The 15,205-nt window shown below is 50.9% G+C and carries 11 protein-coding genes; 3 read left to right on the forward strand and 8 right to left on the reverse strand.

Annotated features, from left to right (window positions below; translation table 11 throughout):
* Positions 1-47 precede the first annotated feature (47 nt).
* The 5 genes from DXA93_RS05030 to argC form a co-directional block, all read right to left on the reverse strand.
* A complete protein-coding gene (locus DXA93_RS05030) occupies positions 48-479 on the reverse strand; it encodes a DMT family transporter (RefSeq protein ID WP_022462206.1) in 432 nt (143 codons plus the stop codon).
* 292 nt (positions 480-771) lie between these two features.
* On the reverse strand, positions 772-1,962 hold the full coding sequence (locus DXA93_RS05035) for an aspartate aminotransferase family protein (protein ID WP_117801489.1): 1,191 nt from the start codon (positions 1,960-1,962) through the stop codon (positions 772-774).
* On the reverse strand, positions 1,949-2,845 hold the full coding sequence (gene argB / locus DXA93_RS05040) for an acetylglutamate kinase (protein ID WP_117813717.1): 897 nt from the start codon (positions 2,843-2,845) through the stop codon (positions 1,949-1,951). Before argB ends, DXA93_RS05035 begins: the two co-directional genes overlap by 14 nt.
* A 107-nt stretch (positions 2,846-2,952) precedes the next feature.
* Positions 2,953-4,176 (reverse strand): bifunctional glutamate N-acetyltransferase/amino-acid acetyltransferase ArgJ, encoded by a 1,224-nt coding sequence (argJ, locus tag DXA93_RS05045; RefSeq protein ID WP_117813622.1) that lies wholly within the window; start codon positions 4,174-4,176, stop codon positions 2,953-2,955.
* A 52-nt stretch (positions 4,177-4,228) separates the two neighbouring features.
* Positions 4,229-5,269: an N-acetyl-gamma-glutamyl-phosphate reductase gene (gene argC, locus DXA93_RS05050; RefSeq protein ID WP_022462202.1), complete on the reverse strand. Its 1,041-nt coding sequence runs from the start codon at positions 5,267-5,269 to the stop codon at positions 4,229-4,231.
* 282 nt (positions 5,270-5,551) lie between these two features.
* Here argC and DXA93_RS05055 point away from each other — a divergent pair, with 282 nt between their 5' ends.
* Positions 5,552-6,784, forward strand: coding sequence for an argininosuccinate synthase (locus tag DXA93_RS05055; protein ID WP_055218598.1), 1,233 nt, complete (start codon positions 5,552-5,554; stop codon positions 6,782-6,784).
* Positions 6,785-6,881: 97 nt separating this feature from the next.
* Here the strand turns inward: DXA93_RS05055 and DXA93_RS05060 are convergent, their stop codons facing one another.
* The 3 genes from DXA93_RS05060 to DXA93_RS05070 are packed head-to-tail and all read right to left on the reverse strand — an operon-like array spanning position 6,882 to position 10,762.
* Positions 6,882-8,699: an N-acetylmuramoyl-L-alanine amidase gene (locus DXA93_RS05060; RefSeq protein WP_117804118.1), complete on the reverse strand. Its 1,818-nt coding sequence runs from the start codon at positions 8,697-8,699 to the stop codon at positions 6,882-6,884.
* A gap of 15 nt (positions 8,700-8,714) precedes the next feature.
* The gene (locus DXA93_RS05065) at positions 8,715-9,899 is read right to left on the reverse strand and encodes an iron-containing alcohol dehydrogenase (RefSeq protein ID WP_117804172.1); all 1,185 of its coding nucleotides are present in this window, start codon (positions 9,897-9,899) and stop codon (positions 8,715-8,717) included.
* A gap of 23 nt (positions 9,900-9,922) precedes the next feature.
* Positions 9,923-10,762: a carbon-nitrogen hydrolase family protein gene (locus DXA93_RS05070; RefSeq protein ID WP_117813620.1), complete on the reverse strand. Its 840-nt coding sequence runs from the start codon at positions 10,760-10,762 to the stop codon at positions 9,923-9,925.
* A gap of 643 nt (positions 10,763-11,405) precedes the next feature.
* Here DXA93_RS05070 and DXA93_RS05075 point away from each other — a divergent pair.
* On the forward strand, positions 11,406-13,169 hold the full coding sequence (locus DXA93_RS05075) for an ABC transporter ATP-binding protein (protein ID WP_055218593.1): 1,764 nt from the start codon (positions 11,406-11,408) through the stop codon (positions 13,167-13,169).
* Positions 13,170-13,236: 67 nt separating this feature from the next.
* Positions 13,237-15,021: an ABC transporter ATP-binding protein gene (locus DXA93_RS05080; protein ID WP_117761029.1), complete on the forward strand. Its 1,785-nt coding sequence runs from the start codon at positions 13,237-13,239 to the stop codon at positions 15,019-15,021.
* Positions 15,022-15,205: the final 184 nt, after the last annotated feature.

Raw genomic sequence — 15,205 nt, forward strand, 5'->3', positions numbered from 1 at the left:
CTATTGTATCGAAGAAACCATAAAAATACAAGTAGAAATCTTAATCGTTATTCCCACTGAAACACTACAATTCCCACAACTGCCACTGCCATGCCGAGCAGCTTGCGCACGGTGAAATCCGTTTTTTCCATACCGAAAAGGCCGAACAGTTCAATCAGCCACGCCGCTGCGAGCTGGGAAATGACGATCAGCATCGCCGCCTTCGCCGGGCCGAGCCCTGCCATACTCCAGATAACCGTGATCGTGATAAACGCGCCAATTGCACCGCCGAGCAGCAGATACCACGGCTTTACGCGGAACAGATCCCCGATCGGCTCCCTCCCGGTAATGCACCATGCCGCAAGACAGACGACAAACGCACTGATCTGCACCCAGCCGGCCGCCAGCCATGTACTCGTCTGTTTCGTCACCTCCGTGTTGAATACACCCTGAATACTCATCAGCGCTCCGGAGAGCAGCGCTGTTAAAATTCCCGCCATTGATTTTTCCTCCTGCTGTTTTTTTATGTACTCTCGGAGTCTTTCTGCGCTTGATTTTACGAGAAGATTTTTTGTCAGTTGTGCCCAAATTTCTGAGGCGTACGCGGTGCGTACGTTGATGAAATTTGGGTGCAGCTGGCGGAAAATCGGCCGTAAAAGCAAGTGCAGAAAGGCTCCGAGAGTACATTTTATACTATTCCTTTTTTCCCCGTTTTTATACAGAACTCAGGGACAGCAGGAAAACAGCCGACCGGTCTCCTGCCTAGGAAACCAGACGGCTGTCTATTTCACATTACTGTAATGCTTTCTCCAGTTTTTCAATCATCTCATCGATGTCATCTTTCGTAATCACAAGCGGCGGTACCATACGAAGAACGTCGCTTCCGGCGGAAATCACAAGAAGTCCGTTCTCAATCGCGCGGTTGATGACTTCTCCGACCGGACGTCCCGTTACGACAAGGCCCTGCATAAAGCCTTTTCCACGGCGTGCTGCGAGGCAGTCATATTTTTCCACCAGCTCGTCCAGCTTTTTCTCCAGATACGGAGCCGTCTCTGCTACATGCTCTACGACATGCTGTTTCTCATAGCATTCAAATACAGCATTGACAGCCGCGCAGGCCAGCGGGTTTCCGCCGTATGTCGTTCCGTGGTCTCCCGGAATGAGCGAATGCTCTGCCGTCTTTTTATTCAGCACGAAGGCGCCGACCGGAACGCCGCAGCCAAGTGCTTTTGCACACGTCATGACATCCGGCTGTACGCCGTAATCCTGCCATGCGAACAGCTTTCCTGTTCTTCCCATGCCGCACTGGATCTCATCGAGGATCAGCAGAATGTCGTGCTCGTCACACAGATCGCGCACGCCCTGTAAAAATTCTTTCGTTGCCGGATAGATACCGCCCTCGCCCTGTACAGTCTCCATGATGATCGCACATGTCTTGTCGGTAATCTGTGCCTTTACGCTCTCCAGATCATTAAAATCCGCAAATTTAATGCCGCCGATCAGCGGTTTGAACGGATCCTGATAATGCGTATTTCCTGTTACAGAAAGCGCTCCAAGGCTTCTTCCATGGAAAGAATGGTTCATCGCGATGATCTCGTGATCGTTGCTGCCGTCTTTTAAGTAAGCGTATTTTCTCGCTACTTTGATGGCTCCCTCGATCGACTCCGTACCGCTGTTCGTAAAGAATACTTTATCCATGCCGGATGCCTTCGCCAGCTTTTCTGCCGCGGAGCCCATCGGCACATTGTAGAACAGGTTGGAAACATGGATGACTTTGTCCACCTGGTCTTTCACTGCTTTTTTATAATCGTCATTGCTGTAGCCGAGCGCATATACCGCGATACCTGCTGCAAAGTCCAGATATGCTTTTCCGTCGGTGTCATACAGATGAACGCCCTCGCCGTGGTCGATCACGAGCGGGAACCGGTTATAGGTGTGGAGCACGTACTGCTCGGTCTGTTCCATATACTCATTCGTCTTCATGATTGAATTTCTCCTTGTTTTCCCCTAAAATCGCCGTACCAATTCCTTTGTTCGTAAAGATCTCAAGCAGCAGGCAGTGCTGGATTCTTCCGTCCATGATGTGGACTCTTGAAACACCGTTCTCAATCGCGTCGATACAGCCCTGGAGCTTTGGAATCATACCGCCACCGACATTTCCGTTGGTGATGAGATCTCTTGCTTCCTGTACGTGGAGCTCGGAAATCAGGCTCTCCGGGTCCTTCGGATCTTTGTATACACCCTCGATATCGGTCAGGAATGCCAGTTTTTCTGCATTTAACGCCTCTGCGATCGCGCAGGCTGCGTCGTCTGCGTTAATGTTGTAGGTGTTGAAATCATCGTCCATGCCAACCGGGCAGACAACCGGCAGGAAGTCGTTGTCCAGAAGATCGTACAGCACCTTCGGATTTACATTTTTGATATTTCCAACGAAGCCGATGTCCTCTCCCTTGGACAGCTTTTTCTCTACGTTTAAGAGACCGCCGTCTTTTCCGCTGATGCCGACTGCGTTGACACCGAGCGACTGAATCATGGTGACAAGCTCTTTGTTGACCTTATTCAGCACCATCTCTGCCACTTCCATCGTATCCGCATCCGTTACACGAAGGCCGTTGACAAACTTCGGTTCCATGCCGACCTTTCCGACCCAGCGGCTGATTTCCTTTCCGCCGCCGTGTACGATGATTGGTTTGAATCCAACCAGCTTCAGAAGAACAACGTCCTGAATGACGTTTCTCTTCAGCTCTTCATCCACCATCGCGCTTCCGCCGTATTTGATGACAATGATTTTGCGGTTGAACCGCTGAATATAAGGAAGTGCCTCGATCAGCACATTTGCTTTGTCCAGATACATCTGATTTACCATGATTTTTTCCTCGCTCTCCTCTTTTGATTCCTGGTTCTGCTGTACCGGAAACACGATTTCCCGGCACGTTTTCGTTGTATTCCCTCAGAATTTCATCCGAATGTTTTTTAAGAACGGTAATCCGCATTAATTTTTACATAGTCATAGGTCAGGTCGCAGCCCCATGCCGTTGCTGCCGCCTCTCCCATGTGGATGTCGGCGATCGCAGTTACTTTCGGCTCGGAGAGGATCTCCGTTGCCTCCTCCTCGCTGTAGTCAACGGCAACACCTTTCGTGATAATCTGCAGTTTTCCGGCTGCGCTCTCAAAGTAGAGATCTACATTTTCCGGATCGAATTTTGCTCCGGAGTAACCCATCGCGCAGAGGATTCTTCCCCAGTTGGCGTCATGGCCGAAGATTGCCGCTTTCGTCAGACTCGATGTGATGACGGATTTTGCCAGTGTCACGGCCTGCTCTTTGCTCTCGGCTCCCTGAATCGTCACTTCGAACAGTGCGGTTGCGCCCTCGCCGTCGCCTGCGATGTGCATCGCCTGTGTTTTATTGACTTCAAAGAGTGCTTCTTTGAAAATCTTGTAATCCTCGTTTTCTTCCGTAATTTCCGGGTTTCCGGCAAGACCGTTTGCCAGAAGGAGAACGGTATCGTTTGTGGAAGTATCACCGTCTACGGAAACCATGTTGTAGGTGTCCGGTACGACTTCGCTCAGTGCTTTCTGCAGCATCTCTTTCGAAATATTGGCATCGGTTGCCACAAAGCTCAGCATGGTGCACATATTCGGATGGATCATGCCGGAGCCCTTGCACATGCTGCCGATCGTTACGGTTTTTCCGCCGATTTCGATCTGAACAGCAACTTCCTTCGGCTCGGTGTCGGTTGTCATGATCGCCTGTGCTGCTGTAGCTGCGGCTTCTCTTGTAGCTGCAAGCTGCGGTTTCAGCATTTCCACGCCGGCTGCGATCTTATCGATCGGAATCTGTTTTCCGATAACACCGGTCGATGCAACGAGAACGGAGTCCTCTGGAATGGAAAGTGCAGCCGATGCTGCCTCTGCGGTTTTTCTGCAGTAGCCATAGCCCTCCTCGCCGGTGCATGCATTGGCGATTCCGCTGTTGCAGACGATTGCCTGTGCGGTTGGATGGTTGTATACAATCTCCTGGTCCCATTTGACCGGAGCTGCTTTTACGATGTTTGTAGTAAAGGTTCCTGCTGCTACGCACGGTACCTCGCTGTAGACAAGTGCCATATCCTTTACGCCCTGTTTTTTAATTCCTGCTGCGCCGCCTGCTGCCTGAAAACCTTTTGCAGCAGTGATGCCTCCTTCAATCTTTTTCATTCTTTTATCCTCACTTTTCGTAAATTCCGTCTGTTGTCTGCTTCTGTCTTTTTTACGGGAACATCGGCGGCATGCACAGGCCTTCGTTTTCCGGCAGGCCGAACATCAGGTTCATATTCTGTACCGCCTGTCCTGCTGCGCCTTTGACCAGGTTGTCCATCGCACCCATCATGATGATTCGTTTCGTTCTCGGATCAATCTTGAAGTTGACATCCACATAGTTGCTTCCCTCGACCCATTTCGTCTGCGGGCAGACATCCTTATCGAGAACACGTACAAACTGCTCGTTGGCATAATACTTATCATAAACGGCTTTAACCTCTTCGTAAGTCACATCTTTTTTCAGGGATGCATATGCCGTTACGAGAATGCCGCGGTTCATCGGAACAAGATGCGGGGTGAAGTTCAGGGTGATCGGGTAGCCAGCTGCATAGGAAAGCTGCTCCTCGATCTCCGGTGTGTGGCGGTGGCCGGCAACGCCGTATGCCTTGATGTTTTCATTAACCTCGCAGTAGAGGTTGTCCACTTTCGCTCCTCTTCCTGCTCCGGAAGTTCCTGATTTTGCATCAATAATGATGGTGTTTCCATCAATCAGATCTTCCTTTAATAAAGGATAAATCGAAAGAGTTGAGCAGGTCGGATAGCATCCCGGGTTTGCCACGATGCGCGCTTGTTTTACTTTCTCACGGTTGATCTCGCACAGTCCGTAAACCGCCTCGTCGATATACTGCGGGGATTTATGCTCGATCTTGTACCACTCTTCATACGTTTTTACATCTTTAATACGGAAATCGGCGCTCAGGTCGATGACCTTTACTTTCGAAAGAATTTCATCATTTACCAGGGAAGCACAGAGGCCCTGCGGAGTTGCTGTAAAAATGACGTCTACTTCCTTTGCAAGCTGCTCCATGTTGTCGTCCTTGCAGACATCGTCTACTAACTGAAACATATTCTGGTAAACCGACGCATATTTCTTATCGATATAGCTTCTGGAACCATACCATTTAATCTCCACATCTTTGTGTCCCAGGAGAATACGCACCAGCTCGCCTCCTGCATATCCTGTAGAACCGATAATTCCTGCTCTGATCATACCTTTTTCTCCTTTTTTCTTTCGCCCGTTTTCTTGTCTTGCCGGACATTTTTTCTTTTCTCTTTATGATAGCTCAATTATTTTCTTTTTTCAATGAAAAATCTTTGTTTTCTGCTGTCATATACCGTCGACTGCATAAGTATACACCTCAAATGTATATTATGCAAGTTTTTTTTGAATTTCTGAAAAAAAGCTTGCATAATCCTGTCGTATGATGTATATTTTAGTCATTGACGATGCACCGCGCATATAGGTGCACGAGAAATCCAAGGAGGATCTTACATTATGAAAGAAAAAGTTGTACTTGCCTATTCCGGCGGACTTGATACTACTGCCATTATTCCGTGGCTGAAAGAGACCTTTGACTACGAAGTAATCTGCTGCTGCATCGACTGCGGCCAGGGAAACGAGCTGGTTGGCCTCGATGAGAGAGCAAAACTTTCCGGCGCTTCCAAATTATATATCGAAAACGTTATCGACGAGTTCAGTGAAGACTTCATCATGCCGTGCGTAAAAGCAGGCGCTGTTTATGAGAACAAATACCTGCTCGGTACTTCCATGGCACGTCCGGTTATCGCAAAGAAACTCGTTGAGATCGCAAGAAAAGAAGGTGCTGTTGCCATCTGCCACGGCGCTACCGGTAAAGGAAATGACCAGATCCGTTTCGAGCTCGGCATCAAAGCCCTTGCTCCGGATATCAAAGTAATCGCTCCTTGGAGAATGACCGATGTATGGACCATGCAGTCCCGTGAAGACGAGCTGGCTTACTGTAAAGCACACGGCATCGACCTTCCGTTTGATGCAAACCACAGCTACAGCCGTGACCGTAACCTGTGGCACATCAGCCATGAGGGACTTGAGCTTGAGGATCCGTCCAACGAGCCGAACTACGACGATCTTCTCGTACTGACCACTCCTCCGGAAAAAGCTCCGGACGAAGGCGAGTACGTAACCATGACCTTTGAGGCCGGCGTTCCGAAGACCTTAAACGGAAAAGAAATGAAAGTTTCTGAAATCATCACCGAGCTGAACAAGCTGGGCGGAAAACACGGCATCGGTATTGTTGATATCGTTGAGAACCGTGTTGTCGGCATGAAATCCCGCGGTGTTTATGAGACTCCTGGCGGAACCATCCTGATGGCTGCACATGAGCAGTTAGAGGAGCTGATTCTCGACCGTGAGACCCTGAAAACAAAGAAAGATCTCGGAAACCTGCTTGCTGAGGTTGTTTACGAAGGAAAATGGTACACTCCTCTGCGCGAGGCAATCCAGGCATTCGTTGATGTAACCCAGAAATACGTAACAGGCGAAGTAAAATTCAAACTGTTCAAAGGCAACATCATCAAAGCCGGCGAGTCTTCTCCGTACAGCCTGTACAATGAGTCTCTTGCTTCCTTCACCACCGGCGATCTCTACGATCACCACGATGCAGACGGATTCATCACACTGTTCGGTCTGCCGCTGAAGGTTCGTGCGATGAAAATGCAGGAGCTGGAGAAAAACAACAACAAATAAGATCTGATCCTATGGATTCCCAAAAGAAAGCGGACTCGCTCCGCTTTCTTTTTTTGCATGCAAAAAGGACCCGCCCATTTCAGGCAGGTCCCTTTGTTTATTCGTAATATGCGTCGATTCCGTCCGCAATTCCCTGTGCCATCTTGTTTCGGTAATCCTCGGTTGCCATCAAACGGTCCTCGGAAGGATTGCTCATGAAGCCAAGCTCAATGATCGTGACCGGAATGGTACTCCAGTTGATGCCGCTCATGGAATCGGTGTAAATCACATCGCGGTTCTTCGCACCGGTGTCTTTGCAGAATGCTGCGATCATCTTCTGGGAGAGCTTCTGGCTCTTGCTGACCACATCACCGGAAAGATACGTATTTCTGCTGCTCGGTGCCATCGTGAGTGCTCCGTAAACCGACTGGTTCGAATCTCCGTTCGCGTGTACACGCACGAGAATGTCTGCTCCGTTCTGCGCGGCAAGTTTTGCACGCTCGGAGTTGCTGATATTGACGTCGTGCGTCTCGCGGATCATGTAAACATCGTAGCCGCGCTCCTCAAGGATATCGCGTACCTTTAAAGATACCGCAAGGTTCAGCTCATACTCATTGATGCCGGTTGCCACACCGCATGTTCCGGAAGCAACCTTCGCCTTATAGGTCGATGATCCCGGTCCGATCGGCTCTTTCTCGCTGTTTCCTCTTCTCTGGTGTCCTGCGTCGATTGCCACGCAGATATTTTTGCTGTTCCGGCGGACACCGTTTTTATCAACGTAATAGCCGTCGATGTAGGTATCCTTATAGATGCCGCCCCAGCTTCGGAAGTAATACGTTTTTCCGTCCACTTCCTGCCAGCCGTTCTTGTAAATACCGCCCCAGCTCCGGAAGTAATACGTTGCGCCTTTGATCGTTACCCACTGGCTCTTATACATGCCGCCCCAGCTCTGCAGGTAATACCAGTTATTATCATACCACAGCCATTCACTGTGCATCATTTTGCCGTCCTGCCTCAGATAATACCAGTTCTTGTCATACAGCAGCCAGCCTTCCCCTTTGGGGGTTCCGTTGCTGTCCATGTAATACCAGTCACTGCCCTTGGCCGCCCAGGCGTTCACGCGCATGCCGCCCCAGCTTTCAAAGTAATAATCAACGCCGTCAATCGTCTGCCAGCCGGTACTCATCACACCGTCTGCGTCTACATGGTACGTTCTTTTATCATGCACAAACCACTGATTCGTTCTGAGGCTTCCGTCCTCATTCAGATAGTACCATGTTCCGCCGACTTTTTTCCAGCCCTGGAATCCGGCTCCGCCCCAGCTCTCGAAGTAGTAGAGCGTTCCGTCAATCTTCTGCAGTCCGGTGCTCATCACACCGTTTTCATCTACATGGTATGTTCTCTTGTCGTGAACGAACCATTCATTCGTTTTGACGCTTCCGTCCTCGTTCAGATAGTACCATGCCCCGCCGACTTTTTTCCAGCCTTTGTATCCGGCTCCGCCCCAGCTCTCAAAATAATAGAGCTTTCCGTTGACCATCGAAAGACCCGTGCACATGATTTCGTCTGCATTCAGATAATATCTCCGGTTCAGATGGGTGATCCACTCGCTGGCGGCCATCGTGCCGTCCTCTTTTCTGTATTTCCAGCTTCCGTCCTCCTGTTTCACCCAGCCGGCAGGAAGTTTCTCTTCCGGCTCCTGTTCGTTGTCCTCACCTGGAATCGTAACAGCCGGCGTCTCGTTTTCCGAAGTACCGCTCTGCTCCTGCACTGCCGCTTCCTCATCCGAATTCTGCTCGGAACTTTCCGTCTCATCCTGCTGCCAGGTTACGGCCGTGCCGTCATTTTCTGCTGCGCTTACCCTTGCCGGAAGCGCCCAGCCTCCTGCCGCAACGACCGCTGCGATCAGCAGTGCTGCGATTTTCTTTTTTGCCATCTGGTTTTCCTCCTTTTATCGCGCCATCTGGTAAATCTCGTATACTTCCTGTGCGCCCAGCTTGCGGATGCGGGACAGTTTTACAGTGTCCTGCTGTGTTGCATCCATGGAAAGGGCACGCAGATCCTCATCCGACGGGTTCGGGATATCAAGCTCATGCAGGGAGGTCGGCATGCCGAGCGAATGGAAGAACGCTACTGTGCGCTCAATGCCTTCCGTTGCCCGTTTGTGATCGCTTCCCTCTGTGATGCCCCAGACTTTTTCTGCAAACCGTGCAAACCGCCAGAGAACCGTCTCCTCATCGTACTGGTATTTCGCCCAGGCACCCCAGACTGCCGCCAGGGATGCGCCGTGTGCTACATCGTATTTTGCACTTAACGCATGGCCGAATTTATGTACCGAAAAATCTTTGCCGCGTCCGCACTCCGTCAGTCCATTGTGTGACAGGCTTCCGCACCACATGATTTCCGCCATCGCATTGTAATCGGATGGGTTTTCCAGAACCTTCGGTCCGTTTTTGATTACGGTACGGAGGAGTCCCTCTGCGATCTCGTCCGTCATCTCGCACTGGCTCTCCGGAATGAAATAGCGCTCCATCGTGTGCATCATGATGTCGGTTACGCCGCAGGCAATCTGGTATTTCGGCAGGGTTGCTGCCAGCTCCGGATTCATGATGGCAAATTTGCAGCGGTTGAACGGCGTGTTGATGCCGGCCTTTTTGCCGATTGCCTCGTTTGTCAGAACTGCTGAATCGCTCATCTCGCTTCCGGCTGCCGGAATCGTCAGAACCGCTCCTACCGGGAGAGATTTTGTCAGCGGTACTTTTTTCGTCCAGATATCCCAGAGTGCCTCCTCCGGATTTGCAGCTCCGTGTGCAACGGCTTTTGCGGTGTCAATCGAGCTTCCGCCGCCGACGGCAAGAATAAAGTCTGCCTGCATTTCCACTGCTTTTTTCACACCCTCCTCGGCAAGGGCAAGTCTCGGGTTTGGTTTTACGCCGCCAAGCTCTTCAAAGGCAAGGCCCTCTTTTGCAAGAGATGCTTCCACTCGGTCCAGAAGACCGCTCCGTTTTGCACTTCCGCCTCCGTAAACGACGAGCACCTTTGTGCCGCCCCATTTCTTTACCTCAGCGCCTGCCTGGTTTTCGGTCTCTTTTCCGAACACGACTTCCGTCGGGGTATACTGTATAAACTGATCCATCTTCTTATTTCCTCCCTGCATTTTTATTCTTCATAAATCCGTACGTTTCCCGAGCTTACACGGTAAAGATCGTCTCTCCTGTTTTCCAGAGACGGGATTTCATTTCTTGTCCGCTCCAGCACTTCCGGATCCAGCTCTGCGATGAGTACCTGCGGGGTATCATCTGCCTCCGCAAGAATTTCGCCGTCCGGCGCAATGATCATGGAATGGCCGTACGCCTCAAACCGCGCTTTCTGGCCGCACTGGTTGGCGGCGAGCACGTAGCATCCGTTTTCAATGGCGCGCGTGCGCAGCAGTACTTCCCAGTGGCGCTCTCCCGTTGCTTTCGTAAAATCCGCCGCTATCAGAAATGCATCTGCTCCAGAGGATGCCATCAGCCGGTACTGTTCCGGAAAGCGAATATCGTAGCAGATGCTCATGCCGAACAGGCCAAGCGCCGTGTCCGCAAGAACAATTTCATTTCCCGGGCAGATCTCGCGTGATTCTTCGTAGGAGACACTGCCCGGAATATTTACGTCAAACATATGTATTTTGCTGTATTCTGCAATCGTTTCTCCATCTGGTCCGAACAGAAACGACGTGTTGGACGGACGCCCCGGATAGCGCCGTACCGTCATGCTGCCGCAGTGCAGATAGACACCGTACCGTTTGGCAAGGCTGGAAAACCGGCGGCTGACGTAGCCCGGCACTGCACTTGCGTGCCCCGGCATGTCTGCTCCCGTGTATTCTGCGGTCTCCGGGAAAAGAATCAGCTTCGCTCCCTGTTCCGCCGCCTCCCGCACATACTGCTCGGCCATGCGCATATTTTCATTCATATCCGGCCCAGAATCCATCTGCACCAGGCCTGCAATTATTTTTTCCATCTTTTTGTCCCCTCGTTTCACATGTTAGCTTGTGATTTTTCCGCTTATATTCTCGTTTATTATATCGCATATTCCCCGAAACAGCTACCCAAATTCGCAATTTTCATACCTTTTGCAGCTTTTATTTTTTAATTTTTGAAAATAACAATTGACAAATCTGGAAAACAGGAGTAGCTTAGAACCATAAGCTGTCGTGTTCGATCAGATGCGGCAGAAAAAATCATGAAAGGAGAACACCACTTATGATCAATCTTATTTATGCATCCAGCGTAAAACAGAATAAACTTCGTATGGCGATCAAACCAGGTGGCTGCCCTTCTTTCGAAATTCTTTGTAAGCATTAACTCTGCATAACAAATCTCTATGCATTCTTTATGCCTGCTATTTCGCACAGAAGGCGCGGTACGTCGATACTGCGGCTTTTTTTATTGCTATAAACAGTACGAAACCGTTCTTTCCGGCTTCGCTCCGTTTCCGGCAGGCAGATTCCGCGGTCTTCTTACCGCATCGATTCCCTTCTTTTATATACAAACGCAGCCTTCGCTTTCGTTTCCCGTTGTTCCGTTCCCACACTTACGGAGCTTTTGAAAGCCTATGTTCTGCCAGACACCCAAACGACATCAATGAGGAGGTTTTAACATTCATGAAGAAAAATCCAATCGGTAAGTACCTGCTCCAGAACTGGTACTACTACGTTTTCGCTTTTGGTTCCATGGCCTTAAGTGTCTTTCTCGATATGCTCGCGCCGCTTGTCACGCTGCACATCGTGGATGACGTGCTGGTCAGTCACAAAATGGAACTGCTCTGGAAATACCTTGCCGCCTTTCTTCTGATCGGTGCCGCAAAAGCCCTGTTTCAGTACATCAAAGAATTTTTATTCGATGTCAGCAGCGTCCGCGTCGCCAGCCAGATGAGGGACAACCTGTTCCGCCACGTCCAGCGGCTTTCGGTGGAATACTTTGACAAAAACAATACCGGCGAACTCCTCGCCCGCGTGCGCGATGACGTCGACCGGATCTGGGATATCCTCGGCTTTGCCGGCATGCTGATCTTAGAAGGCCTGATCTGTATCATGATGGCAATGGTCAGTATGGTCAAACTGGATTTGCCGCTGACACTCGTCTCCGTGGCGATCCTTCCTTTCGTCGCAGGCATCGCAATCCGCCTCGAAAAAGAACTCGACCGTGTCTACGATGCGATCAGCGAGGAAAACGCCGTCATGAATACCGTTGCACAGGAAAATCTCGCCGGTGTCCGCACCGTCAAATCCTTTGCACGGGAACCGTATGAGATCAAAAAATTCCGGAAACACAATCAGAAATACTGCGATCTCAACATGGATCAGGCGCGCGTCCTGATGAAATACGATCCCGCCATCTCGTTTCTTACGAAGCTGATGCGCGTGCTCGTCCTTCTCGCGGGCGGCTACGGTGTCATCCACGGACGCATTACGCTCGGTGTTTTAACGGCCTTTATGGAGTACACCTCCAAGATCACCTGGCCGATCGAAAACGTCGGCTGGCTCGGCAACTGCTTCGCTTCTGCGATTGCTTCCAACAAGAAGCTGAACAAAATTCTCGCAGAGGAGCCGCAGATCGCAGAACCGGAAAATCCGGTGGAGCTTTCAAAACTTCCGGGTGACCTGGAATTCCATCACGTCGATTTCTCCCTGCATGACACACCGATTCTGCAGGATATCGACTTTACCTTAAAGCAGGGCCACACACTCGGCATCATGGGTATGACGGGTTCCGGAAAAACAACCATCGTCAATCTGCTCGAGCGTTTTTACGATGTCACCGACGGTTCCATCTGTCTCGACGGCCACGACATCCGCACCCTGCCGCTGCGCACCGTGCGCGATACTTCTTCCGTCGTCATGCAGGACGTCTTCCTGTTCTCAGACACGATTTCTGAGAATGTCCGCCTCGGCAGCCGCAGCACAATGAAATCCGAAGAGGTACATAACGCCGTCTCCGCTGCGTGTGCTTCCGAGTTCGTCGATCACCTTTCCGATCAGTACGAAACGGTCATCGGCGAGCGCGGCATGGGACTTTCCGGCGGTCAGAAGCAGCGTCTTTCCATCGCACGCGCCCTGGCAAAACAGGCTCCGATCCTCGTACTGGATGATTCCACCTCGGCGCTCGATATGGAGACCGAATACGAAATCCAGAGCCATCTCGCCGAGAAAAAAGATGTTTCCAAGATCATCATTGCCCACCGCATTTCTTCGGTGCAGAATGCCGATGAGATCCTGTATCTCGATCACGGACGCATCGCCGAGCGCGGCACGCATGAGAGTCTGATGGCACAGAAAGGCCTGTACTACTCCACCTGGGAGGCTCAGTACGGTGATTACCATAAAGCAAAGGCAGCCCTCGAGCAGGCACTTCCTGCCAATGCTTAATTCAATTTAATTTGTTACCCGACAACTTCTGTATTTACTTACCCGTTAAGAGAGGAACAATACGATTATGGCTATCAATTCCAGTAAAGTAGATGAAGAGCAGAAAGAGGTCTTAAAGAGCGCGACCATCCGCCGCCTCTTCTCCTACTTAAAAAATTATAAACGCCAGGTTGCCGTCGTTCTCGTGGTTCTCGCCGTTACCATCGCGATTTCCACTGTGAACCCGCTGCTCCTGGAGTACGCCATCGACGTCAATATTGCGCAGAAAGACTGGCGTGGGCTTGTTGCCCTCTGCGTATTCATGGTTGTGATCAACCTGGTTTACGCGGCCGGTGTCCGCCTGCGGATGCTTCTGATGGCGCGTATTACCAACAACATTCTTCTGGAAATCCGTGACGAGCTCTACACGCATATCCAGACCTTAAGCTTCAGCTTTTTCGATACCCGCCCGGCCGGAAAGATTCTGGCGCGCATCATCGGCGATGTCAACTCGTTAAAGGATGTGCTGAACGACGGTGTCACAAAGCTGATTCCGAACATTCTCACGATCATCGCCATTCTGGTGATCATGATGATCAAAAACATCTGGCTCTCCTTAAGTGCGATTCTCGTGCTGCCGCTGATCGCTATCGGCATGTATTTTATTCAGATCGTCGCACACAAGAGATGGCAGACGTTCCGGAAAAAATCTTCCAATGTTACGGCGTATATCCACGAGGACTTCTCCGGTATCCGCATCATCAAGAGCTTTACCGCAGAGCAGGAATCGCAGGGCGAGTTTGACCGGCTTCTTCTTGAGCATCAGAACTCCTTCATCCATGCGGTCCGCCTAGCGGATGGTTTTTCCGCTGTGATCGAGGTGACCTGGGGCATCGGAACGTTTCTTCTGTATTTTATCGGTATTTCCGTGCTCGGCGTGGATGCCGTTCCGATCGGTACGTTCACGGCATTTGCGATGTATCTGACGATGTTCTGGGATCCGATCCAGAACCTGGCCGGTTTTTACAACAAGCTGATCACGAACCTTTCCGCTGCGGAGCGAATCTTTGAGATCCTCGACACACCAGCGGAGGTTGCCGACAAGCCTGGCGTCACAGAACTGCCGCCGATCAAAGGAGAAGTAACGTTCGACCATGTCAGCTTTGCCTACTCCGATGATCCGGACACGCTGGTTTTAAAAGATGTCAGCTTTACAGCGGCTCCCGGTGAGACGATCGCACTCGTCGGCCCGACCGGCGCTGGAAAGACGACCATTGTCAATCTGATCAGCCGTTTCTACAATATTACTTCGGGAACGGTCCGCGTCGACGGCCACAGCCTGACGGATGTCTCCATCAACAGCCTGCGTGCCCAGATGGGCGTGATGACACAGGACAACTTTCTCTTCTCCGGCACGATCCGCGACAACATTGCGTATGGAAAGCTCGATGCCACGGAGGAAGAAATCATTGCCGCCGCAAAGGCCGTGCATGCCCATGACTTTATCATAGAGCTGCCGGACGGCTATGACACCGAGATCAGCGAGCGCGGTGCCCGTCTTTCCAACGGCCAGCGCCAGCTTCTCGCCTTTGCCAGAACGATGGTGTCCGATCCGCGGATTCTGATTCTCGACGAGGCGACGTCCAGCATCGACACACAGACAGAAATTCAGGTGCAGCAGGGAATCGAAAGCCTGTTGAAGGGCCGTACCTCGTTCATCATTGCGCACCGTCTTTCTACTATTAAAAATGCGGACCGGATTTTCGTGATCGACCACGGAAAGATTTTCGAACAGGGAACCCACGACGAACTGATGGCAAAACAGGGCGCGTACTACCAGCTCTACCAGGCACAGTTCCGCAGGGTATCGTAATCCGGTTTCACAAAACGTATCAAATATCTGCAAAAAGCTGCTTCCCCGCTTCTGGCGGACGCAGCTTTTTGTGTCTTTCCTTGACAAATGAATCACCCCTGCTATATGATGGTAACTGATCTTTTTTCGGAGGGGTACACTCTCCGTCTGCCGCTTCCCACTCCTGCGGCATTTGTTACTGAAC

Origin of the sequence: Blautia sp. OF09-25XD, from assembly GCF_003482095.1 — a bacterium.
Classification (GTDB): Bacteria; Bacillota; Clostridia; order Lachnospirales; family Lachnospiraceae; genus Fusicatenibacter; species Fusicatenibacter saccharivorans.